The organism is Peredibacter sp. HCB2-198 (assembly GCF_045999315.1).
GTDB lineage: Bacteria > Bdellovibrionota > Bacteriovoracia > Bacteriovoracales > Bacteriovoracaceae > Peredibacter.
In genome coordinates, this window is record NZ_CP174607.1 from 13,179 (window position 1) to 40,096 (window position 26,918).

At 41.0% G+C, this 26,918-nt stretch carries 33 protein-coding genes and 1 tRNA gene; 12 read left to right on the forward strand and 22 right to left on the reverse strand.

Going from position 1 to position 26,918, the window contains the following annotated elements; genetic code table 11:
* The first annotated feature begins 38 nt into the window (after window positions 1-38).
* On the forward strand, window positions 39-683 hold the full coding sequence (locus tag ACJVC5_RS00085; RefSeq protein ID WP_408097345.1) for a response regulator transcription factor: 645 nt from the start codon (window positions 39-41) through the stop codon (window positions 681-683).
* Between the two features lie 67 nt (window positions 684-750).
* On the opposite strand, the gene ACJVC5_RS00090 is transcribed toward ACJVC5_RS00085, so the two are convergent.
* The gene (locus tag ACJVC5_RS00090) at window positions 751-1,302 is read right to left on the reverse strand and encodes a dihydrofolate reductase family protein (protein WP_408097346.1); all 552 of its coding nucleotides are present in this window, start codon (window positions 1,300-1,302) and stop codon (window positions 751-753) included.
* A gap of 86 nt (window positions 1,303-1,388) precedes the next feature.
* On the opposite strand from ACJVC5_RS00090, the gene ACJVC5_RS00095 reads away from it, so the two are divergent.
* The 4 genes from ACJVC5_RS00095 to ACJVC5_RS00110 all read left to right on the forward strand — a co-directional run bounded on the left by ACJVC5_RS00095 (window position 1,389) and on the right by ACJVC5_RS00110 (window position 3,293).
* On the forward strand, window positions 1,389-1,664 hold the full coding sequence (locus tag ACJVC5_RS00095) for a YMGG-like glycine zipper-containing protein (RefSeq protein ID WP_408097347.1): 276 nt from the start codon (window positions 1,389-1,391) through the stop codon (window positions 1,662-1,664).
* Between the two features lie 12 nt (window positions 1,665-1,676).
* On the forward strand, window positions 1,677-2,048 hold the full coding sequence (locus ACJVC5_RS00100) for an OmpA family protein (protein WP_408099260.1): 372 nt from the start codon (window positions 1,677-1,679) through the stop codon (window positions 2,046-2,048).
* Window positions 2,049-2,287: 239 nt separating this feature from the next.
* Complete coding sequence (locus ACJVC5_RS00105; RefSeq protein ID WP_408097348.1) at window positions 2,288-3,034, forward strand: hypothetical protein; 747 nt, start codon at window positions 2,288-2,290, stop codon at window positions 3,032-3,034.
* A gap of 43 nt (window positions 3,035-3,077) precedes the next feature.
* Entirely contained in the window at window positions 3,078-3,293 is a 216-nt protein-coding gene (locus tag ACJVC5_RS00110) for a hypothetical protein (protein WP_408097349.1), read from the forward strand.
* 235 nt (window positions 3,294-3,528) lie between these two features.
* On the opposite strand, the gene ACJVC5_RS00115 is transcribed toward ACJVC5_RS00110, so the two are convergent.
* The 7 genes from ACJVC5_RS00115 to ACJVC5_RS00145 all read right to left on the reverse strand — a co-directional run bounded on the left by ACJVC5_RS00115 (window position 3,529) and on the right by ACJVC5_RS00145 (window position 8,452).
* Entirely contained in the window at window positions 3,529-4,491 is a 963-nt protein-coding gene (locus ACJVC5_RS00115) for a hypothetical protein (protein WP_408097350.1), read from the reverse strand.
* 158 nt (window positions 4,492-4,649) lie between these two features.
* Complete coding sequence (locus ACJVC5_RS00120; protein WP_408097351.1) at window positions 4,650-5,981, reverse strand: ATP-binding protein; 1,332 nt, start codon at window positions 5,979-5,981, stop codon at window positions 4,650-4,652.
* A gap of 72 nt (window positions 5,982-6,053) precedes the next feature.
* Window positions 6,054-6,386, reverse strand: coding sequence for a DUF4242 domain-containing protein (locus ACJVC5_RS00125; RefSeq protein ID WP_408097352.1), 333 nt, complete (start codon window positions 6,384-6,386; stop codon window positions 6,054-6,056).
* 97 nt (window positions 6,387-6,483) lie between these two features.
* A complete protein-coding gene (locus ACJVC5_RS00130) occupies window positions 6,484-6,696 on the reverse strand; it encodes a putative quorum-sensing-regulated virulence factor (protein WP_408097353.1) in 213 nt (70 codons plus the stop codon).
* A complete protein-coding gene (locus tag ACJVC5_RS00135) occupies window positions 6,693-7,301 on the reverse strand; it encodes a pentapeptide repeat-containing protein (protein WP_408097354.1) in 609 nt (202 codons plus the stop codon). The genes ACJVC5_RS00130 and ACJVC5_RS00135 overlap by 4 nt, the downstream gene beginning before the upstream one ends.
* Before the next feature lie 99 nt (window positions 7,302-7,400).
* Window positions 7,401-7,793, reverse strand: a complete 393-nt coding sequence (locus tag ACJVC5_RS00140; RefSeq protein WP_408097355.1) for a hypothetical protein — start codon at window positions 7,791-7,793, stop codon at window positions 7,401-7,403.
* Between the two features lie 98 nt (window positions 7,794-7,891).
* Window positions 7,892-8,452, reverse strand: coding sequence for a YdeI/OmpD-associated family protein (locus tag ACJVC5_RS00145; RefSeq protein ID WP_408097356.1), 561 nt, complete (start codon window positions 8,450-8,452; stop codon window positions 7,892-7,894).
* Window positions 8,453-8,586: 134 nt separating this feature from the next.
* Between ACJVC5_RS00145 and ACJVC5_RS00150 the strand changes: the two genes are divergently transcribed.
* Genes ACJVC5_RS00150 through ACJVC5_RS00160 form a run of 3 tightly spaced genes read left to right on the forward strand, consistent with a single transcriptional unit; the run spans window position 8,587 to window position 11,769 of the window.
* Window positions 8,587-9,738, forward strand: coding sequence for an acyltransferase family protein (locus ACJVC5_RS00150; protein ID WP_408097357.1), 1,152 nt, complete (start codon window positions 8,587-8,589; stop codon window positions 9,736-9,738).
* On the forward strand, window positions 9,662-10,759 hold the full coding sequence (locus tag ACJVC5_RS00155) for a serine hydrolase (protein WP_408097358.1): 1,098 nt from the start codon (window positions 9,662-9,664) through the stop codon (window positions 10,757-10,759). The genes ACJVC5_RS00150 and ACJVC5_RS00155 overlap by 77 nt, the downstream gene beginning before the upstream one ends.
* Window positions 10,756-11,769 (forward strand): serine hydrolase, encoded by a 1,014-nt coding sequence (locus ACJVC5_RS00160; protein ID WP_408097359.1) that lies wholly within the window; start codon window positions 10,756-10,758, stop codon window positions 11,767-11,769. The genes ACJVC5_RS00155 and ACJVC5_RS00160 overlap by 4 nt, the downstream gene beginning before the upstream one ends.
* Here the strand turns inward: ACJVC5_RS00160 and ACJVC5_RS00165 are convergent.
* Complete coding sequence (locus ACJVC5_RS00165; protein WP_408097360.1) at window positions 11,766-12,257, reverse strand: hypothetical protein; 492 nt, start codon at window positions 12,255-12,257, stop codon at window positions 11,766-11,768. The genes ACJVC5_RS00160 and ACJVC5_RS00165 overlap by 4 nt on opposite strands.
* 128 nt (window positions 12,258-12,385) lie before the next feature.
* Between ACJVC5_RS00165 and ACJVC5_RS00170 the strand changes: the two genes are divergently transcribed.
* Window positions 12,386-13,129 carry an alpha/beta hydrolase gene (locus ACJVC5_RS00170; RefSeq protein WP_408097361.1) on the forward strand — a complete coding sequence of 248 codons (744 nt, stop codon included), beginning with the start codon at window positions 12,386-12,388 and terminating at the stop codon, window positions 13,127-13,129.
* Window positions 13,130-13,169: 40 nt separating this feature from the next.
* Here the strand turns inward: ACJVC5_RS00170 and ACJVC5_RS00175 are convergent, their stop codons facing one another.
* From ACJVC5_RS00175 to ACJVC5_RS00185, 3 genes are all read right to left on the reverse strand, one after another.
* A complete protein-coding gene (locus ACJVC5_RS00175) occupies window positions 13,170-13,868 on the reverse strand; it encodes an MgtC/SapB family protein (protein WP_408097362.1) in 699 nt (232 codons plus the stop codon).
* A 169-nt stretch (window positions 13,869-14,037) separates the two neighbouring features.
* The gene (gene dacB / locus ACJVC5_RS00180) at window positions 14,038-15,468 is read right to left on the reverse strand and encodes a D-alanyl-D-alanine carboxypeptidase/D-alanyl-D-alanine endopeptidase (RefSeq protein WP_408097363.1); all 1,431 of its coding nucleotides are present in this window, start codon (window positions 15,466-15,468) and stop codon (window positions 14,038-14,040) included.
* 101 nt (window positions 15,469-15,569) lie between these two features.
* Entirely contained in the window at window positions 15,570-16,970 is a 1,401-nt protein-coding gene (locus tag ACJVC5_RS00185) for a phospholipase D-like domain-containing protein (protein ID WP_408097364.1), read from the reverse strand.
* Between the two features lie 252 nt (window positions 16,971-17,222).
* On the opposite strand from ACJVC5_RS00185, the gene ACJVC5_RS00190 reads away from it, so the two are divergent.
* Complete coding sequence (locus ACJVC5_RS00190) at window positions 17,223-18,542, forward strand: hypothetical protein (RefSeq protein ID WP_408097365.1); 1,320 nt, start codon at window positions 17,223-17,225, stop codon at window positions 18,540-18,542.
* A 45-nt stretch (window positions 18,543-18,587) separates the two neighbouring features.
* On the opposite strand, the gene ACJVC5_RS00195 is transcribed toward ACJVC5_RS00190, so the two are convergent.
* Window positions 18,588-18,956, reverse strand: coding sequence for a hypothetical protein (locus tag ACJVC5_RS00195; protein WP_408097366.1), 369 nt, complete (start codon window positions 18,954-18,956; stop codon window positions 18,588-18,590).
* 158 nt (window positions 18,957-19,114) lie between these two features.
* Window positions 19,115-19,780, reverse strand: coding sequence for a glutathione S-transferase family protein (locus ACJVC5_RS00200; protein WP_408097367.1), 666 nt, complete (start codon window positions 19,778-19,780; stop codon window positions 19,115-19,117).
* 120 nt (window positions 19,781-19,900) lie between these two features.
* Here ACJVC5_RS00200 and ACJVC5_RS00205 point away from each other — a divergent pair, with 120 nt between their 5' ends.
* The gene (locus tag ACJVC5_RS00205; protein WP_408097368.1) at window positions 19,901-20,215 is read left to right on the forward strand and encodes a winged helix-turn-helix transcriptional regulator; all 315 of its coding nucleotides are present in this window, start codon (window positions 19,901-19,903) and stop codon (window positions 20,213-20,215) included.
* Here ACJVC5_RS00205 and ACJVC5_RS00210 read toward each other — a convergent pair.
* The 7 genes from ACJVC5_RS00210 to ACJVC5_RS00240 all read right to left on the reverse strand — a co-directional run bounded on the left by ACJVC5_RS00210 (window position 20,202) and on the right by ACJVC5_RS00240 (window position 26,069).
* Window positions 20,202-20,645, reverse strand: coding sequence for an arsenate reductase ArsC (locus ACJVC5_RS00210; RefSeq protein ID WP_408097369.1), 444 nt, complete (start codon window positions 20,643-20,645; stop codon window positions 20,202-20,204). The genes ACJVC5_RS00205 and ACJVC5_RS00210 overlap by 14 nt on opposite strands.
* A gap of 5 nt (window positions 20,646-20,650) precedes the next feature.
* Entirely contained in the window at window positions 20,651-21,100 is a 450-nt protein-coding gene (locus tag ACJVC5_RS00215) for an ArsI/CadI family heavy metal resistance metalloenzyme (protein ID WP_408097370.1), read from the reverse strand.
* Between the two features lie 13 nt (window positions 21,101-21,113).
* On the reverse strand, window positions 21,114-21,530 hold the full coding sequence (locus ACJVC5_RS00220; RefSeq protein ID WP_408097371.1) for a MerR family DNA-binding protein: 417 nt from the start codon (window positions 21,528-21,530) through the stop codon (window positions 21,114-21,116).
* A gap of 294 nt (window positions 21,531-21,824) precedes the next feature.
* Window positions 21,825-21,901, reverse strand: a tRNA-Arg gene (locus ACJVC5_RS00225).
* 172 nt (window positions 21,902-22,073) lie between these two features.
* On the reverse strand, window positions 22,074-23,003 hold the full coding sequence (locus ACJVC5_RS00230) for a 2-hydroxyacid dehydrogenase (RefSeq protein ID WP_408097372.1): 930 nt from the start codon (window positions 23,001-23,003) through the stop codon (window positions 22,074-22,076).
* A gap of 45 nt (window positions 23,004-23,048) precedes the next feature.
* Window positions 23,049-25,367, reverse strand: coding sequence for a LysM peptidoglycan-binding domain-containing protein (locus ACJVC5_RS00235; protein WP_408097373.1), 2,319 nt, complete (start codon window positions 25,365-25,367; stop codon window positions 23,049-23,051).
* A gap of 3 nt (window positions 25,368-25,370) precedes the next feature.
* Window positions 25,371-26,069, reverse strand: a complete 699-nt coding sequence (locus ACJVC5_RS00240) for a tetratricopeptide repeat protein (RefSeq protein ID WP_408097374.1) — start codon at window positions 26,067-26,069, stop codon at window positions 25,371-25,373.
* A gap of 86 nt (window positions 26,070-26,155) precedes the next feature.
* Between ACJVC5_RS00240 and ACJVC5_RS00245 the strand changes: the two genes are divergently transcribed.
* Window positions 26,156-26,425: a hypothetical protein gene (locus tag ACJVC5_RS00245; protein WP_321393068.1), complete on the forward strand. Its 270-nt coding sequence runs from the start codon at window positions 26,156-26,158 to the stop codon at window positions 26,423-26,425.
* Here the strand turns inward: ACJVC5_RS00245 and bcp are convergent.
* A complete protein-coding gene (gene bcp, locus ACJVC5_RS00250; RefSeq protein ID WP_408099261.1) occupies window positions 26,412-26,855 on the reverse strand; it encodes a thioredoxin-dependent thiol peroxidase in 444 nt (147 codons plus the stop codon). The two genes, ACJVC5_RS00245 and bcp, sit on opposite strands and share 14 nt — an antisense overlap.
* Window positions 26,856-26,918 lie beyond the last annotated feature (63 nt).

Here is a 26,918-nt window from a genome sequence, read left to right on the forward strand (position 1 = left end):
TCTGTGTGAAAACTAAGACCTCACATCAAGGAGGGATTATGATTAAGGTACTCTTAGCAACAAATGATTCCATTCTCGAGAGAATGCTTCAAGTAACTCTCACGATAAATGGTCTATCAGTCACCTCTGTGGCGGACCTGACAGGAATCTCGACTCATTTACATCGGGAAGAATTCAATATTCTCCTTCTCGACCGAAACTTTGCCGACGCAGGACTTTTGGTAAGAAGAGATGGATTTAAATTACCAATTCTGGCCTTAACACAAGCTCCAAAGGCCTCTAGTACTAAGGACGTAGAATTTCTGGCCGATCCATTCGACTTTCCCTCGTTAAAGATAAAGATGAATAGCATGCTGAAGAGACGCTATGGCCTTAAAGAAAAAATTATTGAAGCAGGACAAATGAAGATTGATGTCCTCAATCAGCTGGTCACTGTTAAAAATGAAGTCATGAGTTTAGGGAAAGTTGAGTTTGCGATTCTGGTATCTCTAACTCGTAAGGCCGGCAATATTGTCTCTAAAGAAAAACTCAGAAACGACTTAGAAGCTCAAGGTCAGTTCTTTAATACGGCCATCTATCATCACATTAAAGAGTTGAAGCGAAAGCTGAAGGTCACGACTAATGAAAGATTTAATATTAAATTCGTCACCGGCGAAGGTTACCAATTGATGACTGAAGGATAATTTGTTTTAAAACTGGTAAGGGGGAATAGGTGCCTCACCGCCCCCAAACTAGATAGGTGACAAGATCTTAGAGTTTCTGAACTTGATAGATTAATTCAACTCCACCTGTTCCTCTCTGCTTTACTGACTTAAGCACTAAAGGCCTACTGTAACGAGGAAATAACGGAGCTCCTCCACCAATTGTGACTGAGGCCACATGCAATTGGAGTTCATCGAGGAGGTTCGCATCATAAAACTTTCCCGCCAACTCTCCACCACCCATGACCCAAACGTTCTTGCTGCCCGAAAGCTCAACCATTTTTCTATGAACAGGAACAACATCACCTTTTACAAAACGGACATCGGCATTGGGAATTGAGGGAAGATCACTTCTTGATGTGAAGACAAAACTCGGAACCTTGTAAGGCCAAGGCTCTTTGGATTTTGAGAGATAATCATAAAGCCATAAATAAGTCGTTGACCCCATGGCGATTGAACCAATGGAATCTACAAAGTTTTGAATAATATTTTCTCCGCCATCTCCTTCCGGCTCACCGAATTGAAAAAGCCATTCAAGCGAATTATTTTTGTCGGCGATAAATCCATCTAAGCTGGTTGCGGCAAAGTATATTGTCTTCATTTTGACCTCTGCAAATTTACTTTCATTTTATAGGGCGCAAACCTCATGAGTAAAGGTATGAATCCATACCGTGCAAGGAGTTAATGATGAAATCCATTCTAGCTTCCTTAATTGCTCTTTCACTTCTTTTAATTGGTTGCTCAAGTGACAGCAAAAATAAGAAGACCATGGCCGGAGCAGGAATTGGGACAGCAGTAGGAGCAGGTGTCGGTGCTCTGTTTGGTAAGGAGAAAGGCGCTGTCATTGGAGCGGCCGTTGGTGCAGGTATTGGCGGATATGCTGGTCACAGAATGGATAAACAGGCAGCGGAGCTTGAGAAAATTGCGGAGACCAAACGTACCGAGATGGGACTGGTCACGTAGTTAAAGAGTGACATTCTATTTGATACCGGAAAGGCCGAATTGAAACCAAATGCTCAGAGTAATCTGAAACAGATGGCAGATATTATGAAGAAGTATCCTGAAAATATTCTTAACATTAAAGGTTATACTGATAACACCGGAAGTTCTGCTACCAATGAAAGACTCTCTCAATCCAGAGCGGATGCCGTTCGCCAGGCACTCATTACGGATGGTATGCCTGCCAATGTCATTAGCACTGAAGGCATGGGTCCTGCTCATCCAATTGCCAGCAACTCCACTGCAGGCGGAAGAAAACAAAATCGTCGCGTAGAAATTGAAATCACAGTGGACCAATCAAAAGTGCCAAAAGATCAGAAGCAGTCACAAGAAGAAAAAAATAAATAGTTTTATCCTGAGATGTCCCCTTTTTCCTTCTGATAGGAGCAACTATTTCTCACGTCGTGTAATGGATCGTCCTCAAGACAAAGAAGAACGCCTTCTGGTTCATAACGACTGGCGCAGGAAACTAAAAACAGGAGAAAGAATAAGGATATTTTCATGCTGGCTATAACGCATGGTAGAGGTGTTTTGTGACGGCCTAAGGCGTCTCCCTAACAAAACGTCAAACCTCTATGATGTGTTTGATGAAACTCATCTGGATTCTCATCTTTATTTTATTCATCGGTAAAACATACGCTCAACAGTATAACTCTGATAGTTGGCTTTCTAAGCCTCATGGTACTGTAACTGTCATACCTACCGTAGGCGAAAGAAACTCCATGCTTATGTCCACGTTCTCACTTTTCCCCGATTGGGAATTTACCTACGCTATTTATACCTACAACAAAGATGATGATCCTCGAACCGATGATGGTCATTCCACATCGTGGTATGCCAAATACATGTTCTGGCAAACAGATGAAAAAAATGGTGGAGGTTCGGTTAAATTCGGGACCGGTATGTTCCCAGGAACGATTAAAGGTGAAAGTAGTTTAGATGATGCTTTCAATACTTATTGGGTGAATTTTCCGTTCACGTTCCCTTTCGCTCACAACAAGTTCTCCTGGGACATCATGCCTGGAGCGAGTGTCACTCGAACCTATAAACCAGAAGACACGACCAACGCGATGGGATTCACCTACTCGACTCGTCTCGCTTATTATCCCTTCGATCAAATCTGGTCCATCGTGGGAGAAGTGTTTGGAACCGAAGGTGAGGTCTACGCAAAACCCGAATACAAAATTGGTCTTCGCTGGGAACCCAATCAATACGCAACTTGGGCCCTGACTTATGGACAAGAATTTAATGGAAACGAAGGAGCAGGAATTGAGTTTGGTGTAATGATCTTCACTCCGCAATTCGCTTGTTTTGGCCCATGCAAAGTGGATTAGTTCGAGAGTAAAGATTTATGCTCTTAGAGCCGATAAGCTTTATATGAAAACACTTATCACAATGACATTACTTTTATCATTCAACTCATTTGCCCAATCTTCAAATACTCAAGAAAATCCAAAAAAGAAAATGGATTACGGTGACAAACAACTTCTCCAACGTGACACTTGCAGAAGGCCCATTGAGTATCTTCAGACGAGATATCCTGATTTCACCAAGGAACAGCTCGAGAAAATGAAATCCGAGTGTAAGTACTAGACCTCTTCATATTTTCCGTTCTTTAGAGTCTTGTTTGCTTGACCATACTATTGTTTAAGTATATAAACAATGCATCCAAATAAATGCTCTAAGGATATACAGTTGTTGTTCAGACTTATTACTGCCCTCTTATATCGGCGTCCTAAAAGATCACGAAAACTTCTTATCAAAACCAAATGATAGGCAAAAAAAAAGGGGCCCAAAAGGCCCCTTCGCTCGATTAACTATATGTTTACTAGAATGTGTTAATGTAAGCGCTGATACCAAGGTTCGTTCTATCGTCACGAATATCAGATGGAATGAACTGAATGTTCGGGTAAAGGAAGATATCACGTGAAAGTGAGATACCTACACCGAAAGATTGGTAAACAACACGCTTGTCGTATGTGTCCCAGGCCATCTCACGAGTTTGCTGATAAACCTGCCAGCCCCAAAGAGTTCTTAGGTTAAATGTATCGTTGATCACGTACTCAAGAACCGGGTAAAGCTGCCAAACGTTTTTAGCTAGACCTTGGTTTGTCTTATCGAAAGAATAACCAGTCCATTCAAATGTAGCACCACCAGAAAGACCGAAGTCACCAATATCTCTCATCCATGTAGATGCGATATCGTAACTAGCACGGTAACCGGCCTGACGCTGCTGAGTGTTTGTAATAAGTGTTGGAGTAAGCTGAGTTACAACCTGGAAACCCCAAACTCGAGCAAGGTTTGTATAGATAAGGTTCGGGTCACTTACAGTAACGTCTTGCTTAGTTTTGTTGAACTCTTTTTTAAGAGCTGGATCATTTGTTTTGATGCTTGAGTTGAACGGAGTATTCATGAATACACCCGTACCAAGAGTTAAGCTGTTAAGCGGATTGAAACGGTATCTAAGACCTACGTTTGCAGTTAGATATTGAAGAGTAAGAGCATCAGCACCATCAGTAATGTTTGGTCTTTGAGCAGCACCTGGCTTCTCTACTGAACCACCTTGGTAGTTGATAGCGAAGTTACCAGACCACTTTGAAAGTGAACCACTTGAAGCACGTAGACGACGGTTAGTAATAACCTGGTCAGCTTCATCAACTTTGCCGGGCTGAGCAGCTGGAGTTGCTTCAGTCTGTGGCTTAGCATCTTTGTTTTCAGTTTTTGTTTCTTGAGCGAAAGCAGTGAGAGAACCGAGGATCATTACGATCGAGAGTAAAAGAGACTTGGACATTGAATTACCTCTACCAAATTTTTTATTGAGGAATAGAGAGTAATTGTTGGTTTTCGATTTTGTAAGCGAAAAAAAAAGAAATCTTAATTTTTTCTTGTGATCGGTTGTAGAGATTTTCACAAAATCTTACATTTCTAACAAATTTTTAATCTGTCATCCTAGTGATGGTGACTTACACCATTTGGAATCCAAAACCCGAAAATGGATCCCTTCCCTAAACGGCTTTCAGCAAAGACCTTGCCCTTATGGGCCTCAACGACCTCTTTTACATTTGCGAGCCCCCTACCACTACTTACTTCACCGGCTGTGGGTCTCACACTTGTCTTTCCATGTTCCTTAAATAAGTTTTGCATTTCAGACTCTGGAATCCCCTGGCCCTGGTCTCGAACTGAAAAATAGAGTCGCTTCAGTTCCCAATCCATCTTGACCTCCAATTCAATCTCGGTCCGAGAATTCGAAAATTTAATCGAATTGGAAACGAGGTTCAAAATGGCCTGTTTAATTAATGCCAAGTCAAATGTCGCCTGGTCAGGAAGACCTTCATGTCGTTTTAACTTAAATTCAATATCTTTTCTTCTGGCCATCGAAAGAGCATCGTCGGCCACCTCATCCAGAAATTTACCTAGATCATTTGTCATCAATGAGACTTCGCGTGCTTCTTTTTTAAGATAGACCAGTTCCTCAATGGTTCTCATCATAGAATCAGTGTTCCGTTTTAAAATCGAATAGACATGCTTAGAGTTTTTTCCCAGTTTTTGGTACTTGTCCCCTCTTTCTAACAGCGAAAGATATCCTCTGATCACCATGAGAGGATTATTTAAATCGTGAATGATATTTTTGAATAGCTTTTCAACGGAAGAACTTCTTGCTATGGCCACCTTCATTTGGCCATGAAACACAATTAAAGAAATGCCTTCGGCCACCTCTTGAAAAAGTTGTACATGAGATTCGATATAGGTATTCGTGTTGTTGCTTGAAAAGAACAGAAGACCAATGTTTTGATTTTCTATACTGGAAGGACAAATAAGGGAAGATTTCAATCCTTCCTTTATTGCGAGATTCAATGTTTCGGACTGAGGATAAGATTCACTCAGTCTCTCAAGATCATTGATAATGACAGGACTATTTTTTTGAAGAATTTGTTGAACAAACAGATCATCCTCCACTTTTATCGAAAAGTTCTGATGTAAAAACTTAACTTTAGTTTTTGACTTCACCCAGATGATTCTTAGTGCCTCACCCTCATCTTCCAAAATGGCGATTCCGATTCGATCGTAGGGAATCACCGAATCCAGACTGGTAAAGAGTGAATCAAGAATATACTCTGGGTTCTCCCCCTTATTTAATTTGTAATGAATTGAATTAAAGATTCTGCCTAGCTCCGCCTTGATTTTCACGAATTGCTTCATCTCATCCAGCAATTTATCAAATTTCTGAATATCTTCTTCTAAGCTTCTTTCCGAAATCTGATAGGGATCAAAAAATTGCATGTTCTCCAATCGGAACCTCCACCTACAGCGGCAAAAGTAGTTCCTAGTAAAAAGGGGCCAAGGCCCCTTTGATTACTGTCTGATCTCAGTTTGTTTTGTTTTCGAAGATAAGTCTCTCTGGAAACCTTGAAGACCAGTTGTCGATGGGTCTAGCACTGTTTTAACCTCAGAGATTTTATCAATAGGAAATCCCGCCTGCTTGGCATGGTCGCGTAGGATATTTTCATCTTTTGCCAAGTAGACACAATAAACCTTATCGCCTGTTACATAGGATTCTCGCCATTGAATATCGGCCCCTAAATTACGTAGGACTTCATTTGATGACCCCGTCATTTTACGAAAATCTTCCTCAGAAGAATTACCTACGCCTTCAATGTTTCTTTCTATGATAAATTTTTTAAGCATATAAAACTCCTGTGTAATTGTTAAAAGACTCACAGGTATATGCTCATTGTTTTCACAGGGTCCTTCACCTGAACTTTAAGTGAAGATTAGTGCTTAATCAGTTCTGTCTTCCAATTGGTTTAATAAGATGTTCCAGACCGTTTAATTTAATTTCATACAAAAGTCCCAGAAGCTTACCTAACTCTCCTTCAGGAAGACCATTCGTATAAAACCAAACGACATATGGCTCAGGAAGATCAATGAGCGGAACACCCTTGTATTTCCCAAAAGGCATGGCCATCGACTTCAGTTTTTCTAATTCATTCATCATAGAATTTTAACGCCCATAATTGTGATCATGCCTAAGGCCTCTTGCATCGGAATTTTCGCGTCAACGAGGTTGTTGTCCTTAGGATTCAAAGCAATATTAATCGAATGAGTAAAATCGCATTTTGATAGATTTGTTTTACCAAAAACTGTCCCCAGAAAGTCACAACCTTTGAATGAAGAACCAGAGAAGTCACTGTCAGAGAAATCGCATTCACGAACCCTGCAGTTATCCATTTCAGCACGTTTCAATTTCAAGCGACTAAAATTTCCATAGCGAAGTTCACAATCAGAGAAATGAAGAAGTGCTAGTTCATTGGCAACTGACCATTCGATCCCAACGAGCTTTGAACCTTCAAATTTACAGTCACGGAAATTTGCTCTCGAAACTTTTATGTTACTAAAATCACAACTTTTAAACTTACAATCAATAAATCTCGATCTCGAGACATCGGCCGTCTGAAAATTCACTCCAATAAAAGTACATCCTTCAAAGGACCGATCAGAAAGATTGAGTTCTTGTAGATTCAAATTTTGAATAGTGCTGAATTCAAGGTCTGTTTGATCTAGGAAATCTTCAACGTCACTTTCGCTCCTTGCGAATCTCATACCTCGTTGAAGAGGAATAACTGGCCTAACCAAACCAGTACGTGATTTTCGGTTAAGTATTATTATAGAAAGAAATTTTGAAAAGTCGAATTTTAGATCCTATATGAGGGCCTGGGCCGTCTGTGTTTCTCTTGCCATTTTAGATTCAATCGCCTTCATTGCTGCCATACAAATGGAAAGTGAAGGACTTTCATTGACCGCAGCTCCCGCGTCTATAAAATTCCCAGCACTTAAATAAGAAATAAAATCTGCTGGCGATGTGAAACCTTCTGTCTTCCCGGCCAGAGCAAACCATTGTCCACCTTCAATAGGAATAAGGGAGATGTTAAGCTTTTTGGCAACTTCGAAAGCGGCACCAATTTCTTTTGAATATTCCCTTAACGGTCTTTCACCCACAGGAGTCACTTCGGTAGGAATCTTTCTCTTAATAATGACGTCGTGATTGAAGATATGCTTAGCAATCAAAGTGTCTAGTTCTCTACCGGGTCTCATACTTTTTCCTTGAAGAGTTTGCCCGGAGTATAAGGATTTCTCGAAAAAAGTGACCTTAAAAGATTCTCAAGAGAAGAATTCTGTGGAAAATTTACAGCTTAGTGAAAGGTCTCACCCTTCTCTAACATTAGGATTATCTTATTAATCCAACGTTCTCGAGTCTCCGCCTTCTTGGAATTGTGCAGACGATAAGCAATGGCAAAGATGTTTTGCTTACTCAAAGTTTTATAAAAGGCCGTGGCCTTTTTACTTTTTTTCAGTGCCTTAAGGAAATCCTCCGGGGCCTTGGCATTTTTTGGAGAATCATAGGCCTTTTCCCAGCGTCCGTCGGCCTTGGCCTCTTCTATCACCCTTAGTCCTGCTGAGGTCATGAGTCCGTCCTTGATCAGACGATCTACATTTTCAGTGTTAATTTTAGACCACTTACTTTTTGTGGTTCGTGGGGTGTAGCGATTAGTATAACTGATCTCGTCCACAGATTTTCGAATGCCATCAATCCAGCCAAAGCAAAGGGCCTCATCAATTGCTTCATTAGGATTGATTCCAGTTTTTCCGGAATCCTTTTTATAAAAACCAATCCAAATTTCTTTCTTCTTATCATGGTTTTTTTCAAGCCACTTTCGAAAGGCAAGTTGATTTTTAAAGTATTTAATTTCCATATACGTTTAGATTATTTCTTACAACTTAAGTAGTAAACCTTTCATCTGCTTTAACCATGTTAGTAAGATTTAGTTGCATTGATTAAGAAGGGCCCGAGCAGTAAAGTTAAAGTTGTATGAAGTTGGAGAACCAGATGAATTCAGGGAGTCCGACACGCATTGAGGCAATTGATCTGGCCAGAGGCATGGCAGTCAGCTTGATGATTCTTAGTCACGGTATCAAAGGCCTATTAAGCTTTGAGCAGTTTCCTGACTGGGGTCTCGTTCCGATTCATTTAATCACAAAATTTTCATCCACCATCTTCTTTCTTGTTTTTGGCCTAACTCTCGCTGTAGTTTTTGCTCCCGCCACACAAGACTCATCTTTATGGCCACAAAAACGTAAGAAATTATTTACGCGTGGTCTGATTATTCTTTTTTGGTACAAGATACTGACTATCATTGAGATGTCTCACCTTCATCGAACGGATGAAATTCTGGATGCTTTACTGTATCTGAAGTTTCCAAGCTACGCCGAAATTTTGGATTTTTACGCCCTTGCCCTATTATGGATTCCTTTCCTTCTTCCTTTTTGGCAGAAAAGTTCACTCTTTCTGAAGGCCTGCTTCCCTCTTTTCTTTGCTCTCCTCACTTATTTGTTAACGGAACATCTCGATTTTGGAATTTTTTATCAAGTAAAGGCGCTACTGATTGAAGAGGATGGTCTGTACACTTGGGGACAATTGAGTCGTGCTCCTTTTGTGTTCCTAGGCATGTTTATCGGCCACTATTACACAAGCTATTATCAGGTCCCAAGCTCTAGAATAAAATTTTCAGGCCTTCTCGCCCTAGTTTCGATTTTAATATTTGCGGCTTTTCTTTTTATTTATAAAGGTGAACTCTACTTAACATTTTTCTCTCTTGCTGAAAATGTGGGGAAGCATCCTCCTCAAATGCCATTCATTCTCTTTAGTCTTTCAGGTGCTCTTGCCACCATTTCCTTTACGACCTTGATTGGTGACAAAGGGGCCAAGTGGCTCACACCCATTACATTGATCGGAAAAGAGACCTTGTCCGCTTTTGTATTTCATTTAACAATTCTGTTTCTTGTATACCGTCTTTTCTTAGGTCTATGGCTTGATGTCACTTATCCTCAGGCCCTTGCTCTAACGATCTTGCTATTCGTGTTAACTGCTGGATGGGCAAAGTTTAGAAACTGGAGAAAAAAACATGAAAAATCTAAAGTACTTCGTAGGAGCGGCAATTCTCCTCGGGGCCTTGTCTCTCACGAGTTCAAGACCAACTAAGGCCGTATCTTTCACAAGTTCTAAAAAACCCAGCCGCTCTCTAAAAAAGAAGGTCTGGCAAATGCAACTTCAAGATGAAGTAAATCGCCTTGAGAAAATCTATCCAAATCAAATCGGGCTATATATCAAAGACCTTAACACAGGTGAAGAATATTCACTTCATGCAGATGAAAAGTGGTATCTCGCATCTACGGTAAAAGTCCCCATTGCGATTGAAGTTCTAAAACAAGTTGATGCCAAGAAATTGTCCCTGGAAGATAAGATCGAAATTTTGGCAGATGACTATGTCGATGGTAACGGACCATTAAAAAATATGAATCCGGGAGACTCTGTTTCCATTCGATTTTTGTTACATCAAATGATCGCCTTGAGCGATAACATGGCGACTGACATGTTGATCAGAGTTGTGGGTCTTAATAGTGTGAATCAGCTCATGCAAACCATCTCGCCTGGAAGCTTCTCCCCCATCACGACCTTAAAAGACGTGCGACGACATATTTATGGAGGCCTACATGCTAAAGGCCGGGAGATCTCGGGCCGAAATATGATTGATCTAAGGCGGATCTCTGATCCGACTGAGAGATTGTCGAAATTCATGAATCTCTTTCAACTAGATCAGACCCATATAAAACTTAAAAATATAGATGAGGCCTATCAGGCCTACTATAAAGAGAACCTCAATTCGGCCACTCCTCGAGATTATTCAAAGATCTTGGAGGCACTTTGGGAAGGAAATTTACTGAGCCCTGACTCCCGTAAGTTTTTGATAGATACAATGTTAAAGACAGAGACTGGACAACAAAGAATCAAGGCCGGCCTTAAACCTCCATTTGTCTTTGCTCATAAAACCGGGACTCAGTACCAACGAATTGGTGACGTAGGATACATCTGGAACCCTCATAATGCCAATCGCAAGCCAATTATCGTTATTTCATTTGTTCGTGGTATTACTCAGGATGAGGTGTCGGCAAAGGTCCTTGCTCAAGTCGCAAAATATATTTCGAAGTCAGGTGTGCTATGAAAATCATTTTAATAAGTCTCCTCCTACTTTTTTCCACATCAACATTTGCCTGGAAAGAGACGCTTGAAAAAGAGATTAAAAAAATTGATCAGAGATTTGAAGGTGATCTTGGCCTTGTCATAAAAAACTTAAAAGATGGGTCGATACTTGAATATAACGCTGATAAGAGTTGGTACCTGTCTTCAACCATTAAAGTCCTAGTGGCAATTAGTCTTATGGAGGATGTGGACAAGGGCAAAATAAATTTGAATCATAAGATTACTTTGCGAGAAAAAGACTTCGTAGATGGAGCTGGACCATTGATTTGGAGCGAGCCGGGAGAACAATTTTCTATCGGTTTTGTTCTCAAATCCATGTTAAGAGAAAGCGACAATACAGCAGCCGACATTTTAATCGGAATTATTGGGACGGATGAACTTAATCGAGACATCAAAAAATGGATGCCCCATACAGGAACCGTCACGAGCTTACTGGATGTTCGTTACATGGCCTATGGTGAACTACATCCTAAAGCACGAACCTTAACGAATATGGATTTCATTCAATTTAAAAATTTGCCTCTGGAAAAACGACCTTATGCTTTTGCGGAAAAAGTAAAGATTCCCTATAAGAATCTTTATACTACTGATCTTGAAGAGGCCTTCGAGAAGTATTACCGACAAGGACAAAATTCCGCCAAATTACAAGAGTACGTCAATCTTTTAGAAAGACTGGAAAACCAGCAATTACTAACCAAAAAGAGTACTGATCTCATTCTTACTCATATGGAGAAAATGAAAACAGGTGGTCACCGAATAAAAGCTGGTTTACCGGCCGATTATAAATTTATTCAGAAAACGGGAACACAAATTAATCGGGCCTGTAACGTCGGTCTCGTTAGTAAGAAATCAGAAAAAAAATCTCTAATCGCTTTGGCCGTTTGTACTGAGACCTCCTCACATAAAATCAACACTGATAAGGTCTTCGACCAGATTGGCAGGGCCCTAAGCATAACATTTGATTTTATCTAAAAATTGTAATGAAGCCCAAGCATGAGATCACCATCAAGGCCCGTATGTTCAATAATGTTTGCTGTCAGATTTCCCTTTAAGAAAATTTCCAAAGGTACCTCTTTAAATTCATGAAAGAGTCCCAATGTTCCACTTGGCCCAAGATCTGTATGCCCATCCTCATGGTCATGATGATGGTGATGATCATGGTCATGAAAGGCCAATCTCGCTCCCAATCCGTAAAACCATCCAAATCTCACCTTCTCAATACTTAAAGTATTTCTTCTCCAGGTGTAATGAGAGGCCAATTGAAGATCATCATCTCTGCCAAAATCATAGGCCAAGGTTGTATGCAAAGTTATGTTCGGACGTAAAAAGTAATTCAAAGATAAACCTGTAGGCGAACCAATAACTGCTCCCACTCCTAGAGTTTTTGAGAGGCCCAATTTAGGGGCCAAGATTAAAGAAAACATAATCCATGGAACGAAACGAAACTTTAACTTTGTCACGAGATTTTCCTTTTAGACAGTAAGCACGATAAAGCAATCTTCATGGATAAGGTTGTAAACAATATGGAATAGCACGTTATAGAAAGGTATAAATATTGCAACTCTGATCTCCAACTAAGGAGGTCCTTATGGCCGAGAAACCATTCAATGTTGTGCTTGTACATGGTGGATTTGTGGATGGATCTGGTTGGGAAAGCGTATTTCAAATTCTTCGAGAAGAAGGATGCGAAGTCACAATCGTCCAAAACCCTACTATCTCACTGGCCGGAGATGTGGAGATAACCAAATTGTCACTTGAGTCCCAAGATAGGCCTGTCATTTTAGTTGGGCATTCCTACGGTGGCGCTGTCATTACTGAGGCAGGTAATGCCCCAAATGTGGCAGGACTCGTTTATATCGCGGCCTTTGCACCAGATGCAGGAGAATCTGTATCATCATTGATTAGTAATCCTCCATTAGATGCACCTGTACCTCCAATCCTTCCTGCTCAAAATGGTTTTCTCTTTCTAGATAAAGATAAGTTTAGAGAGTCATTCGCAGATGATGTGGGAATTGAAAAAGCAGATTTTATGGCAAACTCTCAGGTTCCTTGGGGAGTTGAGGCCTTAAGCGGTACGATCACAACACCGGCATGGAAATCAAAACCAAGTTGGTACTTGATTTCAAATCAAGACAAAATGATTCCGCCTGCTATTCAAAAGCAAATGTCCCAAAGAGCTCAGTCTAGGGTATTTGAAGAAGATGGAAGTCATGCCATTTATATTTCTCAGCCACAATCGGTGGTGAATCTTATTTTAGAAGCGATTGATCAATTAAGCAGTTCACAGGCCTCACCCTCAACACCAGAGGAACTGGGTGGAACGACTCTTTAATTCAAGGCCATCGGAAGGTGGCCTTACCTAACAAAAAACATTAGTTGATTTCTATCTTCTTTACATATCGCTGAGTAGCAAGTTCGCTAAGAAATCTTTGATGCGGTCTATGACTTGTAGATAATTGTATTCGCCATATTTGGGCGAAATCTTGTTGATCTTGAAGCACCTCGATCTTATGGCCCCAGTCCGTAATGATTTCTCTGACTAAGATCGGACCTTTACCGTCGATATTATCTACATGAATTAAATAATAGACCCATTCATGTTCAAATAATGTCCTCTTATCCAAATAAGTGGGAATCCACAAAAGAACAAAAATCATAAAGGTCACGCATAAACCAAACACGAAGAACCCAAGACCAAACACCATGCCTACAGCTGCTGTGGCCCAGATACCTGCGGCCGTTGTTAGGCCATTTATCACTCTTCCAGATCGAAAAACGGCACCAGCACCAAGGAAACCAACTCCAGTTACAATTTGTGCCGGGATTCGAGCACCATCCATCATCATTTGTTGATGATCAAATAACCTGGAAGTGAGAGTGAACACACAGGCACCCATCGCAACCATGGCAAATGTTCTTAATCCGGCGGCCTTTTGCGCTTTCTCTCTTTCTTTACCCACCACGATGCCGGAGAAAATGGCACCGAGACAGCTAAAAAAATAAGAAAAAACTAAGGGGACATGATCGAACAAATTAAAAAGAAAGAAATCATTTAGAAACTCTAAATGCATAATGCCTCTTTTATAAATAAAGAGATGATATAACGAATGACTTTAGGGCAAGTTTTAGAGGAGTGAAGCCGTGAGCCCGTGTTTCCAAAAGTGAGAGGAATTAAAAGATTTCATAAGACAATTCTAGCTGAAATCGTCAAAAGATTCAATCTCGAGCACTTCAGTAGTCTCAGTGGACCGCAACCGAGTTCTCTTTATCCATAATTTCAGCAATTAATTGGTCGTAAAAGTCAGTCACCTGCTGCTCTTTATCTGAACCGTTATAGATAAAGCTAAAAGCAACAAGGGTGCCGTCATTTTTTTTAGCATAACCACCTAAAGCGATAGCACCAGTGATAAAACCGGTTTTGGCCTTTACCCACTCCACTTTAGTAGAAGCAATTTTGCGTTTTTTTAAAGTTCCGTCGACACCAGCTTCCGGCAATGATTGCATAAACACTTCGTAATGTTTTTTGTTCATTGCTATCCCTCGAAGGATCTTAAGCATATTGGCAGAAGAAATTTGATTTTGTGGGCTAAGACCTGAAGGACTCACGAATGAATACCCTTGCGGTGTAATCGCCAGAGATTGCGTTTCTTGATTGATGATCTTCACGCCTTCAAAAATAGAACCCTGTTTTTTATTTTTAACGGCAATGGCCTTGGCAAGCATTTCGGCCACATGATTATTTGAATCTTTGTTAAGATCGGATAAAAGACCAAGCGTATCTTTTCCTCGAAACTCCGCTAAAGTCATCGCTGAATATGGTGCCATGCCGTTCTTCACTTTTTCGTTGAAGGCAATGCCTTCTTTTCTGAGCATATAAACGAGATTACTGCCTGACCACAAATCCGGATCAGTGATGTTTCTCTCAAACACCAAAGGGCCATAACTTTGACCTAAAGAACCTTTTAGATGGAGAATATTTTCTCCATTTTTCTTACGGCGTCTTTCAGCAATAACATCGTTAGAACGGCCGTTCTTCGTTTTGATAGAACCTGATACTTTGACGTAATCATTCGGTGGATAGATTTCCACTTTTGCTTTTTCACCATTTTTGCCGGGAGTAACTGTGACTTTAATCGAGTTCCAATTATAGGACATGGCCCCAACTGGAGCGTCATAGATGAAGTCGGCTCGTTTATCACCACGACTTTCATCATAACGGACATTATCAAAATAAGAGTCATCAACAATAATGGCACCAGTTATCTTCTTAATGCCCCTCTTCTTTAAAGAAGCGACAAGTTCATTCATCCCATCCATACCAAATGATGGATCGCCTCCACCAACGAGATAAAGGTTTCCCTCAAGTGTAGAGTTTACAATTCGACCATCAGTTTTAATCCTGGTGATAAAACGGTGATCAAGCGGAAAATTTTGGAGAACAGAGTAAGATGTAACGACCTTTGACAATGAAGCAAGAGTTAGTTTTTTATTGGAATTGATGTCAATGAGAGTCTCTCTCTTATCTCCCACTTTAACCGTAAGTATTGAGAGTTTCTCTGGAGAGATTCGGAATTTTTTGGCCAAGCTCAAAGCTTCTGGTTGTAGAGTCTGAGCAAAAAGACCAGTTGTTAAACTGCAAAATAAAAGTGCCGAAGTGATTCGATAAATCATTTTAGTTATCTCAATGTGACTAAAAGATAAATATAACTCGGTTCGGAGCTTATTGCTAGTTTAGCAAAGTTTTTTCGGAGTGAAATACTCGCTTTAGGCCTTTACCCTGCTTTTCTAAAAGTTGAATCAACATTGCCATGGGCCAGCTCGAAGAAATAAATCAGTGAATTCATGTCGCGAGCAATTGCTTCAATAATCTTTGGCGATTGTACAATTTTCAGTTCTTCAGGAGATGAGAGGAAATATTTCCTTCTAATATGAAAATCTGCGATTTTCCCGCTAATGAGATGGTCTTGGAAGAGTTTCATTAGAAAGTCTTGTTCAATAGAATGGGCCGGGTATTCGCCACAAAACTCTTTTCCTGTTGGCTCATGGGTAAGGACCCACCCTGGGCCAAGGTCTTTGAGCTTCTGAACAACAACGTCAATATTTTCGATCATATTTTCAAGGAACTGACGTCCATAGAATGATAACTTGGACAAATTGAGCTCTTCAACTCCCATTCTAGCTTCAAACCAATGTCCTTTTTGTGGATCCTTTCCCATACCAACGATAAAAGAAGGAACGCCTATATGCTGAAGGGAACTTTTTTCTTCTTGGCTTCTGGTCAACCAAAGATAACGATAGTCCGGGAAATAATTTTTTACCCAACGGTTTAGCGAGAATCCGTAATCGAAGTAGTCCAATTTAACTTCGAGGTTGTGAGCAAATCTGAAGTTCTCATAAAATCTCATTAAAACGGGGTTGATCTTATCTGTAAGGAGCTGTTTAACCTTTTCAAGGTTCTGTGTATTGAATTCAAGACCGTGATCAAAGGCCTTCCAATCTTCTTGTCGAAAGCCTTTAAATAACCATCCCCCTTGTAATTCATTATCAACTTGAGATGGATTTTCACAATCTTTTGAGATGGGATTGAAGCCATTGTGCTTTTGATTTGAATATACTGACAATGCACGACGAAACTCGGCAGTTTCATCTTCTTTTGCCAATAAGGGTTGAATGCTCTCTTCATTTAGGAAATGAGCTTTAATCTTCAGATCAGACCAAAGATTGGAGATTCTATAATAAATGGCCTGATAATCGATATTCTTCGCGAGGAAAGGCCCTCTTGGTTTTTCAAACAAGACCCCTACTTCAAAGTTATTCTCCAGTCCGTTATTTGTTAGATTTGCCGATGATATGAGGATTCGACTGCCATCAAATATAAAAACCTTTGCATGTAAGTTTCCTTCGATATAGGAAACCTTAATCCCCTTCTCAATCATAAAATTTAGCACACTCGGTAACTGAACTCCTGTTGCGATTCCTCTCAGCGTAACTTCAGTGATGACTTCAACTGATCTCTCTTCAGTGACAAATGTGGCAAGCCACTTAGCCCTTTCCATTGAGATAAATGGACAAATGATTCGAACCTGATGGGAGCATTTAATAAGTTCTGTTATCTTTTCGAGGTGATTGATATTTTTATGTGTGTTCGCGATGATGTAATCAGAAACGTTCATATATGCCCCTTAAATTTCCTAGATAGACCTAATTCGGATTTTCTTGATCAAATCTAGACTTAATTTCTAAGAGGAACATAGTTTCAGCTGCTTATCATTATCAATGAAGGTTGATAGAGCCATTAATTCTAATTAATGAAGCCCTGCTTCGACTCTCTGTGGCCCTCACCTCTTTAGAATCTATTTTGTGTTCTGATAGATCCATCTTCGCTATTTAAAACTCGTTTTAAAATCATTTGTAAGGAGGACGCCTTGAATAGCGTTGTGAACAAAATCGTATTTGCCTCTATTTTTACTTTGAGCATGCTCGGCACTTCCAGGGCCGAGGTAGAAGAAGACAAGATTGATATTGGTGATTTGAATTACGTCAGTTCTCATCAAAAAATGTTCGAAGATGGTCGCAAAATCTTCCGCTTTGATTCCTTTGGCTCAGAGGCCTTTTGGGGTAATCAGCTAAGACTCCATGATGCGATCAAGGGAGAGCAAAATGGAGGCGTAGGCCCGGGAGTGAGTCCTAAAACTGCTTTGAGTGTTGGTCTTAAAGTGGATGTTGCTAAATTAGATAGAATTATGATCGACGCCATTAGAGAAGGCAGAGGTCTAGATGATCCTGATACAACTTTGGCACTCCTTAAAAAAAATGCTGTTGTCGGTCTGAAAGGTGTATTTAAAAACAACAAGCTTACATCCATTGGAATTACCTGCGCACTTTGCCACTCGACTGTTAATAATTCATTCGCACCTGGAATCGGACAGAGGCTCGATGGTTGGCCTAACCGAGACTTAAACGTAGGTGCGATTGTAAATCTTGCTCCTAATAAAGCACCACTAGCTCAAGTTCTAGGAGTTGATGAAGAGACAGTAAGTCGAGTGCTTACTTCTTGGGGACCAGGTCGCTATGATGCCATTTTACTCATGGATGGAAAGGCCTTCAGACCTGATGGAAAAACTGGGGCCACTCTACTCCCGGCGGCCTTTGGTCTGGCAGGTGTAAACCTTCATACTTATAATGGTTGGGGAAGTGTGCCTTACTGGAACGCCTATGTGGCCGTCACACAAATGCATGGGCAAGGAACTTTTTATGATCCGAGATTAAATGACCCAATTAAATATCCTCTTGCGGTTAGAAATAATTTCTGGAACGTACGTGCCAAAAAAGATCTGGTCAGCAGCAAACTTCCGGCCCTACATATTTATCAATTAGGATTACGTGCGCCTACTCCGAGTAAGAGCACGTATGATCAAAGAAAAGCAAAAAGAGGAAAGATTCTTTTCGAAGGCAAAGCACAGTGTATAGCTTGTCACGTACCTCCTCTTTATACTGAACCAGGCTGGAACATGCATACCGGAGCAGAAATCGGTATTGATGATTTCCAGGCCCTACGTTCACCAGATGAGCGCTATAGAACGACACCACTGAAAGGTCTTTTTACTCGCAAAAAAGGTGGCTTCTATCATGATGGAAGATTCCCAACATATCGTTCAGTAGTTGAACACTATAACGAGGTAAAGAATCTGAATTTAGATGAAGATGAGAAAGTGGATCTCACAGAATATTTGAAATCATTCTAATTAATCATGCCCCATCAAAATTGTTTTGGTGGGGCGTTTTTTTGATTAATGTTTTACTAACACGGCATCAGCATAACAAATCGTTACGTTATTACAATTTGAAGCGATATCTAGTCCTTTTGAATGACACAAATAATTGGTAATGCCATTCGCTCCTTTTTTAGAAGCTTCATATCTTAATTCTGTCTTTGCCCCTTCTTCAGAGCTATTGCCAGAGCTAAAATTGTTCGACTGACAAACTTTCGCCTGTAGAGATCCAAGATTATCGAAAGCTCTGTCTTTAAGATCATTCTTCTCAAAGATTTGAACTTTTGAAACGGCCTCTCTAATTTCAGGATTTGATAAGTCAGGACCAGAAGCACAAGATTGAAGGAAAAGAGAGCCTAGTACTAAAAAGAATGCCGTAAACTTCATTAAAACCGTCCTTGGTGAATTATTGTTTTAATGATTGTAGCTGTTTTTTTTCAGCGCAAAATATAAGATTTCTTTAACTTTGGACTGTTACAATCAAAAGAGGAAGCCGAAGCTTCCTTTTTTGAAAAGACGTCATAATTGGATCAAAGGAGCAATTTTTACCTCCGCAACAATGGCACACCTTTTAGATCTTCTAGAGACACATGCCCTTTGAAACCTCCACTCGAGATGGCCGGCCTTTCTTCTTCAATGTCATGAGCAAACTGAATTTCCCTAAAAGTTTCAAGCTTGTTAAGGTACTCATTCAAATAAGGAAATTCTTGCTCAAGATTGAAGACACCTAGTTCCTTCCCCCAGCGAGCAGTGCCACTCAGATAAATATCCGCCAAGGAAATCTTGTTCCCGACCATCCATCCAGATTGCTTCACGATCTCTTCGACTCTCTTATATTCTTGCTCGGCCCTAGTACGATCCTTCTTATAGAAAAGGCCACCCATGACTGAATGAAAGGTAGTGTGGAGGTAGGCCAAGGCATAGTTTAAATTGTCATACATTTTAGTGCCTTGCTTTACAAACATCGGATGATCAGGATTCTGGGCAGAAAGGTGAAGAAGAATGGCCAAGCTTTCATTCAAGACATCGCCATCTCCCAGTAATAATGAAGGCGTTTGTTTTAATGAATTGAATTTGAGGTAGATCTCAGCATGCTTATCCTCAAGCATGGCTATTCGACATAGCTTGTATGGTCTTCCCAACCACTCTAAAGCCGCTACTGAGGCGAAAGAGCATCCATGCGGGACTCCGTAAAAAAGTATTGGTTCCATTTTTTCTCCTATCATTTGAGTTGAACTTCTTGTCCATATCTTATGAGTCGGTATATAAAAAACAAGTACCGACTATTTTGTAAGGTACTAACCAAAAGGTAAGTGTACGTGAGAAAAAAGATGAAAAAAGATGACGAGTGCGGACTTGGACCTGCCTTCATGGTAATTGGTGGAAAATGGAAGGCCCTCATCTTGTGGGAAATCAATACCGAACCTAGAAGATTTGGAGAACTCAAAAGACTGGTTCCTGGAATCAGTGAAAAAATGCTCATCCAGCAACTCAGAGAGCTTGAACAAGATGGAATCATCAATCGAAAAGTCTTTAATGAAGTACCGCCAAAAGTGGAATATTCCATCACTTCTTTAGGGGCTTCACTCACCAAGGCCATCATTCCGCTGGCAGAATGGGGTCAGAAATATTCTAAGAAGAGCTAGAAGGGTTTGTGTTACCTAGAATAAGAGGTAGTTTTTTAATTGAAGCTTCAATTTCATCTCTTACGCTTCGGTAAACGCTGAGGATTTCTTCTTCATTATTCATATCTTTAGTCAAAGCAGGAGGATCTTGAAAACCCACATGAATAATTGTCCCACCAGGGAAATATGGACAAGTCTCTTTGGCCGCATCACAAACAGTAATAACATAATCAAATTTAACAGCAGGTAGTTCTTCAACTGTCTTTGAATAGTGAGAAGAAATATCTACTCCAGCTTCCTTCATGACCTTCATGGCTCTGGCGTTCATTCCATGTTTCTTCGTACCGGCCGAGAAAACGTTAAACTCACTGCCCCAATATTTTCGGCAAAACCCCTCTGCCATCTGAGAGCGACATGAATTACCAGTACAAAGAAACATGATATTTTTCATAAGGTCTAACAGCAGCTTTTACCTGTTGAAGATTTAGGAGCACAACATGCTCCGGTTGAAGTGGACGAGGCCTTTGGCTTTTCACTATAAACTTCTGCATCTGCCATCGTGTGATAAGTTTCCCAGGCAATTCCTGAAGGGTCTTTAACCCAGGCCTTACTTGATTCAGCATAACAACATGTCGTTGTCCCTTCGTCATAAATTCCCAGATCAGCTTTCTTTAAACGTTCTGTAAGTACAGAAAGTTCATGACCTTCATCTACCTGAAATCCAAGATGATCTACACCTTCTTCATTTGACCGAGTTGAAATAGCGAAATTGATTCTTGGATCTTCAAGCATCCATTTTGCGTAATCATCTTTCAGCTTCGTCGGCTTTTGTCCAAACAGAGTTGAGTAAAACTGAACTGAAGTATTAAGATCTTTTACGCCCACATGAATATGGAATCGTTTCATAAAATTCTCCTTTTTAACATTTGCAACCTAATCCAGCTGCAAAACATTCTTGAACTTTGTATTGTTTCACTTCATCTTGGCTGGCATCACAAGCGCATGCTAGCTTTTCCAAGCTTGCTTTCATTCTATTAAGATCAGCGATCTTTTCCTTTATCTCTTGGATCTTGGCCTCAGTCTTAACTTTCACTGTCCCGCACGTCATTCGCGGTTTCGTATTTAACTCAAGGAGTTCTCTCACTTCATTAAGAGTAAAGCCTAAGTCCTGAGCACGTTTAATGAATCTAATTTTCTGCGCATCTTCTTCGTTATACGTTCTGAATGCTCCAGTGGCCTTTGGTTCTCGAAGTAAACTTTTTCTCTGGTAGAAACGAATGGTCTCTACTCCTACTCCTGCCATTTCAGCTAATTTTCCAATTGTTATCTTTTCCATAGATCTATATTAGCATCCGTACCATAGTACGGAGTCAACACTAAGTTTTCTGAGTGTATTTTTAATTAGATAGTTAACGGAGTGAATGAGTTCGTATTAGCTTGGGAATAGTTAGAAATGGCACACCCTGAGAGATTTGTTTCGCTCGTATCCTACTCGCTCCCCTTCGGGCAGCTACGCCGACAGAAAAGGCCTTCGTGGCCTTTTCTTGAACTCCCATCTGAAGTTCACTGTACTTCAGAGAACACCGATAAAATAAAAAGAGGAAGCTTCGGCTTCCTCTTTTTATTTTAATGGCGCACCCTGAGAGATTCGAACTCCCGACCAATTGGTTCGAAGCCAACTACTCTATCCAGCTGAGCTAAGGGTGCACTTATCGTAAATGTAAAACGTGTGAACTACTCTATTGTCCTCGGGCCTCCTGGCCCTCGGCACTTCGTGCGCCCATGGCGACAACTTTGGCTTTCCTGCCAAAGTTTCAGCTTCGCTAAGGGTGCACTGTGGAAGATATTACTAAATTCAACTAACCTCTGGCCAGAAGAACTACTTTAAGACCTGGTTTTTCGGCGTTTCATGTCTCAATGCGGCCAAAAGATTTTCGGCCGCCACTCTCACCATTCCTGCTCTTGTAGCATCAGTCGCAGATCCAATATGTGGAGTGAGAACTACGTTTTTAAGTTCCAATAATGGCGAGGTCATAAGCAGAGGTTCCACTTCAAACACATCCAACCCAGCGCCCCTGATCGTTTTATTCTTAAGCGCCTCATAAAGTGCGGGCTCATCTACAATTGGTCCACGAGCAGCATTGATAAGAATGGCATCTTTCTTCATCAAAACAAGCTCTCTTTTGCCAATAAGGCTCTTTGTCTCTGCACTCAAGGGCAAGATCACCATCACAAAGTCCGACGTCTTTAAAAGCTCATCCAGCCCCATATGAGTCGCGGGAAAAGGTAGGTCCGTCTTCTTGGTCCTTGTGTGATAACAAATCTCCATATCAAAACCAAAGTGACCACGTTTCGCAATCGCCTGGCCAATTCCCCCTAGACCAATGAGACCTAATCGTTTGCCATAAATATCAGTTCCAAAGACTTCTTCGGTAACAGCACTTTTCCAATTGCCGGCCTTAAGCCATTCTTGCGTCTCCGGAATTCTTCGTGCCGTGGCCATGAGTAATCCAAAGGCCAAATCGGCGGTGGTTTCATTAAGCACATTCGGAGTATTGGTAAGAACAATTCCCCTCTCCTTAATCAGCTTCAAATCACATCCATCATATCCAACCGAAGTAAGAGCAACCACTTTCAACTTGGGAGCAGCATCTAAAAATGCCTTATCTACTTTAAGACCCAGACCAAAAATGGCCTCTGCTTCTTTTAAATACTCAGGGAACTTTGGATCGCTAAGTTCAACGCAGACAACATCTTTAACAAGTTCTTTCGCAACAGACTTCATCCATTTATTCGTATACAAAATCATGTGAGGGGTTCCCAGAAACACAAAAGGGCCCGAAGGCCCTCTTGATTATTGTTGTTCTTTTTTCTCGACGTTCAGAAGCTCATCCACTTCTTCCACATCAAACTCGGTCAGACCGAATGGGTTGTCTTTCGAGTTCAGATCTTCATCAAGGTAGCGCTTACCAAGGTTCTCTTCAATTTCTTCAAGCGAATCTTGATCAATATTTCCACGCTTCTTCTCGATGTCATTCAGGTTCTCATTCTCAAGAAGCTTATCTTCATCAAGCTTAGCATCATTCAGAATTGTTTCAGCTTCTTCGATCTCGTTTTCAAGACGCTCAAGAGCTTTTAGGTCCTTCTCAGAATCTTTAATCACCGACTTCTCACGCTCTTGTCTTTCAAGTTCAGCAAGCTCATCTTCAGTTAATTGAATCTTGTCCGCTTGCTTTAAGAGATCATCATTCAGATTCTCAAGGTTCAGCTCAACATCAAGCTCTTCCAGGGCCTTACCACCCATGAGTTCTTTATCAGCTCGAGACTTCTGGCCACGGGCCTTGATTTCTCTTAGGTGAGACTCTTTGGTCTTCGTAATGGCAATGTCACCAGCATAAAAATCACGGATCGAATTCACCACGAGGGCCGTGGCAAAGTTATCTGTGAGTGTAATCACGGCCAGTTCACCAAGTTTATATGTCGGCTGATCAGTGATGTTCTTATCAGTTAAACGATCTTTGAAGCCATAAACTTCAAATACGTTCCCCATTTCAACACCATCAGCACGACCGCGATCTAAGTAAATGACGTCACCCATTCCAAGAATGGTCTGCATTGGCTGATAAGGAGCAAGAATCGCCGCCTCAACGAGACGTGAGTTATACGTTTTCGTAATACGATCAATTTTCGGAGTATAGGCCGTGATGCGATCACCACGCTGTGGAGTTCCTGAAACTTCAACGAACTCTACTTCCCACTTGTCTTTGATCTTACGAATAAGTTTGATCTGGCCCACGATCGAATACTTATATCCTTCGCGATCAGAGTTCTTATGCTTTACTTTTCCGCCGCTTGAATAAATCGAGAACATATCACCCGGAAGCGCGTTCACCGTTTCATCAAATTGCACGTAAGCGCGGTCCCCTCTCACGAAGAAAATGTTCTCATCCGGCCCATTGGTAATTGAACCAAAGTCCTGAACAATGTTCGTCGATACGAAAGTGCTTAGATAAAAACCTTCTTTAACTGAATAGAAAATTCTTGAGTTCTTATCAAAGCCAGTACGGTCATAGTTCTTTGGTAAAATAAGATCAATTTCATCACGAGGTGGCTCGTAGTTTTCATACTCACGGTTAAGCGCTTGCTCACCTGCTTGAGTAAGATCATCCATGGTCTCTTCAGAAGCATATTGGAAGTAAACACCCTGATTCTGAAGTTCATTCTTCTCATCCAACCAACCAGGCTTCACATCTTCACCAAAGTTTGCAAGATCAGTGGCGTTCTGTGTTCCTTTAGCACCTGGTGCCGCATTCAATTCATCTGAAGTGAATGTTCCAAGTTTTACATCTGGAGCAACTGAACTACTACCAGTCGTAAATGAAAGCACCATCCCCGGCTCAATAAAGTGCGGGTTCGTGATATACGAGTTTAGCGACCAGATTTTTGGATAATAAAAACCTGAACCAAATAAACGTTTCGAAATTTTAAATAACCAGTCATCTTTCACAACTGTATAAGAATCAACCTTGGCGGCAGTGGCCACTTCGTTCCATTCCGTATCGGAAATTTGTCCTTGAATATTTTGGGCAAGACCAAGAAGATCGCGCTCTTCGCGACCAACATCAAAAATCTCAGGCTCAGCAGGTTTTTTATCAGCAGTAACAGTTGAAGGTTCAGGAATTGTCGGAACAGGTTCCTCTTTTTTTACGGTCTCAACGGCCGGAGTTGGTTCACCCATGTCCTTCGTTAAGGCCTCAAGATCATCATCTGTCTTTTCAATCACCGTATTTTCTACTGTCTCAGTAGTTTCAGTAGGAAGCTCTTCCAGAGTTTCTGCTCCTGGAGTTGTTCCTAAATCATTTGTGGCCGTTTCTGTAGTAGGTTCACTTGGCTCTAAAGCATCCAGATCAACTGTCTCAGAAGAAACACTTTCAGAGGGAGTTTGCGTCGGGGTCGGCGTTGTTGTATCAATAGCCGCAGAATCAACCGCAGTCGGCTCAGTTGCCTCAGGAGCGACTGTTTCAGAAACTTCTTTCACTTCTTCGGTTGAACCTGATTCATCTAATAAGGTCTGAAGATCTTCATCACCGAGATCTTCCTGCGCTTGCAGACTTCCGGCCGTATTCGCCAGAAGAAGAGCAACTAGAATCAGGACCTTACTTTCTTTTTTCAACTCTTATTCTCTCGTCTCAAATACATCATTAAGCATTGATGTGTACTGATCTTTCTTATTAGCGACCCCTAATTTCTCCGTGCAAATCACAGCATACTTAAGGGCATCAAGCACAACACCAGACTCAGCGTTCTTATTAATAATGTCCTCGAACACCTGCAACGCCAGATCATACTGGCCACGGCCAAGAAGTAACTCTCCAATCTGGAACTTTGCACGCACCTTCACTGCAGGAACTGCTTGGTTTTCTAGTTGTTGGAAAATTTTTGTGGCCTCACCAGGATTTGAAGCTTTTAGAGCTAATCCACGACGATAAAGACTTAATTGAGACTCGACATCATCAGGCACCTGAATCGGAGCTGAAGGAGTTGCTGGGGCCGTAGCACTAGTTGCTGGAAATACGTTCACAGTTTCTGTTTCAACATTTGAAGAAGGTTGAGCGAAGTTTTCACTCTGCGTACGTTGAAGCTCATCAACCAAAGAATCCTGGCTTCCAGGAGGTTTTTCTTTTAAAGCTTCATATTTTTTTGAGAGTTCTTCGTATTTAACAAGAAGTTGATCGTACTGAGCACGAGGGACTGTGCGAGATTGTCGCTTCATTTGCTTCTCATCATCTTCCACGAGTGAGCGCTCAAGATCGCGATACCACGAACATGAACTCACGAGTAAAAGAGACGCCAAAGGTATCAAACTATATTTCAAAGCGTCCTCCATGACATAACTTCTTAAATTTTTTGACTTTCCCTATCTAATATCTTATTTCCTAATCCATCTAAGTCAAGGAATCTATGTCGCGCACCTATCAACAGAGCAAAACCCTCTACTATACTCGCCTTCGTGTGGCGAAAGATGATGCTTTTTTCATCTACTTCACCTTCGAATCTAACGAAGGTTTGTGCTTCTTTTCTACTGCTGACGAATCTTTGAAGGGTGCTTACCGTGATATCGACGTCCGCTGCCCTATCGAGGCCAAGGAAAACCTAAAGGCCCTCATCGCAAGACTCCAGACAGAAATGCGCCTGGATGTCTTGGTTGAAGAAGAGATTATAGATTCTTAAAAAAATTCAAAATGTCCTGGTGGTGGGTCTTAGTGTCCACTTTATGCATTACGTGCACAATCTTACCAGACTTATCAATTAAAAAACTCTGACGAAGAATCCCCATAAATTCACGCCCCATAAATTTTTTAAGACCCCACGATCCATAGGCCTCAATCACTTTACGACTCTCATCCGAAAGAAGCGTGAAATTTAAGTGCTGCTTTTCTTCGAACTGTTTTAACTTTTTCACCGGATCGGCACTAATTCCCAGTACCACGATCTCAGAATCTTTCAACTTCTGGTCTGAATTTCTGATTTCACAGGCCTGAACTGTACATCCAGGAGTCATGGCCTTTGGATAAAAGTAAACCACCACATTCATTCCCTTAAAGTCATGAAGAGAAACTGATTGCCCATTCTGATCTGGAAGAGTGAAATCAGGGGCCATATCACCTGGTTTTAATGTTTGAGATCTAATCACTGAGGCCGATTGCTTCTTAGTTACTTTCTT

Coding starts and splice junctions, on each gene's coding strand:
- ACJVC5_RS00085 (WP_408097345.1), top strand. CDS start 39: ATGATTAAGGTACTCTTAGCAACAAATGATTCCATTCTCGAGAGAATG.
- ACJVC5_RS00090 (WP_408097346.1), bottom strand. CDS start 1,302: ATGAAGACAATATACTTTGCCGCAACCAGCTTAGATGGATTTATCGCC.
- ACJVC5_RS00095 (WP_408097347.1), top strand. CDS start 1,389: ATGAAATCCATTCTAGCTTCCTTAATTGCTCTTTCACTTCTTTTAATT.
- ACJVC5_RS00105 (WP_408097348.1), top strand. CDS start 2,288: ATGAAACTCATCTGGATTCTCATCTTTATTTTATTCATCGGTAAAACA.
- ACJVC5_RS00110 (WP_408097349.1), top strand. CDS start 3,078: ATGAAAACACTTATCACAATGACATTACTTTTATCATTCAACTCATTT.
- ACJVC5_RS00115 (WP_408097350.1), bottom strand. CDS start 4,491: ATGTCCAAGTCTCTTTTACTCTCGATCGTAATGATCCTCGGTTCTCTC.
- ACJVC5_RS00120 (WP_408097351.1), bottom strand. CDS start 5,981: ATGCAATTTTTTGATCCCTATCAGATTTCGGAAAGAAGCTTAGAAGAA.
- ACJVC5_RS00125 (WP_408097352.1), bottom strand. CDS start 6,386: ATGCTTAAAAAATTTATCATAGAAAGAAACATTGAAGGCGTAGGTAAT.
- ACJVC5_RS00130 (WP_408097353.1), bottom strand. CDS start 6,696: ATGATGAATGAATTAGAAAAACTGAAGTCGATGGCCATGCCTTTTGGG.
- ACJVC5_RS00135 (WP_408097354.1), bottom strand. CDS start 7,301: ATGAGATTCGCAAGGAGCGAAAGTGACGTTGAAGATTTCCTAGATCAA.
- ACJVC5_RS00140 (WP_408097355.1), bottom strand. CDS start 7,793: ATGAGACCCGGTAGAGAACTAGACACTTTGATTGCTAAGCATATCTTC.
- ACJVC5_RS00145 (WP_408097356.1), bottom strand. CDS start 8,452: ATGGAAATTAAATACTTTAAAAATCAACTTGCCTTTCGAAAGTGGCTT.
- ACJVC5_RS00150 (WP_408097357.1), top strand. CDS start 8,587: ATGAATTCAGGGAGTCCGACACGCATTGAGGCAATTGATCTGGCCAGA.
- ACJVC5_RS00155 (WP_408097358.1), top strand. CDS start 9,662: ATGAAAAATCTAAAGTACTTCGTAGGAGCGGCAATTCTCCTCGGGGCC.
- ACJVC5_RS00160 (WP_408097359.1), top strand. CDS start 10,756: ATGAAAATCATTTTAATAAGTCTCCTCCTACTTTTTTCCACATCAACA.
- ACJVC5_RS00170 (WP_408097361.1), top strand. CDS start 12,386: ATGGCCGAGAAACCATTCAATGTTGTGCTTGTACATGGTGGATTTGTG.
- ACJVC5_RS00175 (WP_408097362.1), bottom strand. CDS start 13,868: ATGCATTTAGAGTTTCTAAATGATTTCTTTCTTTTTAATTTGTTCGAT.
- dacB (WP_408097363.1), bottom strand. CDS start 15,468: ATGATTTATCGAATCACTTCGGCACTTTTATTTTGCAGTTTAACAACT.
- ACJVC5_RS00185 (WP_408097364.1), bottom strand. CDS start 16,970: ATGAACGTTTCTGATTACATCATCGCGAACACACATAAAAATATCAAT.
- ACJVC5_RS00195 (WP_408097366.1), bottom strand. CDS start 18,956: ATGAAGTTTACGGCATTCTTTTTAGTACTAGGCTCTCTTTTCCTTCAA.
- ACJVC5_RS00200 (WP_408097367.1), bottom strand. CDS start 19,780: ATGGAACCAATACTTTTTTACGGAGTCCCGCATGGATGCTCTTTCGCC.
- ACJVC5_RS00205 (WP_408097368.1), top strand. CDS start 19,901: ATGAAAAAAGATGACGAGTGCGGACTTGGACCTGCCTTCATGGTAATT.
- ACJVC5_RS00210 (WP_408097369.1), bottom strand. CDS start 20,645: ATGAAAAATATCATGTTTCTTTGTACTGGTAATTCATGTCGCTCTCAG.
- ACJVC5_RS00215 (WP_408097370.1), bottom strand. CDS start 21,100: ATGAAACGATTCCATATTCATGTGGGCGTAAAAGATCTTAATACTTCA.
- ACJVC5_RS00220 (WP_408097371.1), bottom strand. CDS start 21,530: ATGGAAAAGATAACAATTGGAAAATTAGCTGAAATGGCAGGAGTAGGA.
- ACJVC5_RS00230 (WP_408097372.1), bottom strand. CDS start 23,003: ATGATTTTGTATACGAATAAATGGATGAAGTCTGTTGCGAAAGAACTT.
- ACJVC5_RS00245 (WP_321393068.1), top strand. CDS start 26,156: ATGTCGCGCACCTATCAACAGAGCAAAACCCTCTACTATACTCGCCTT.
- bcp (WP_408099261.1), bottom strand. CDS start 26,855: ATGGCCCCTGATTTCACTCTTCCAGATCAGAATGGGCAATCAGTTTCT.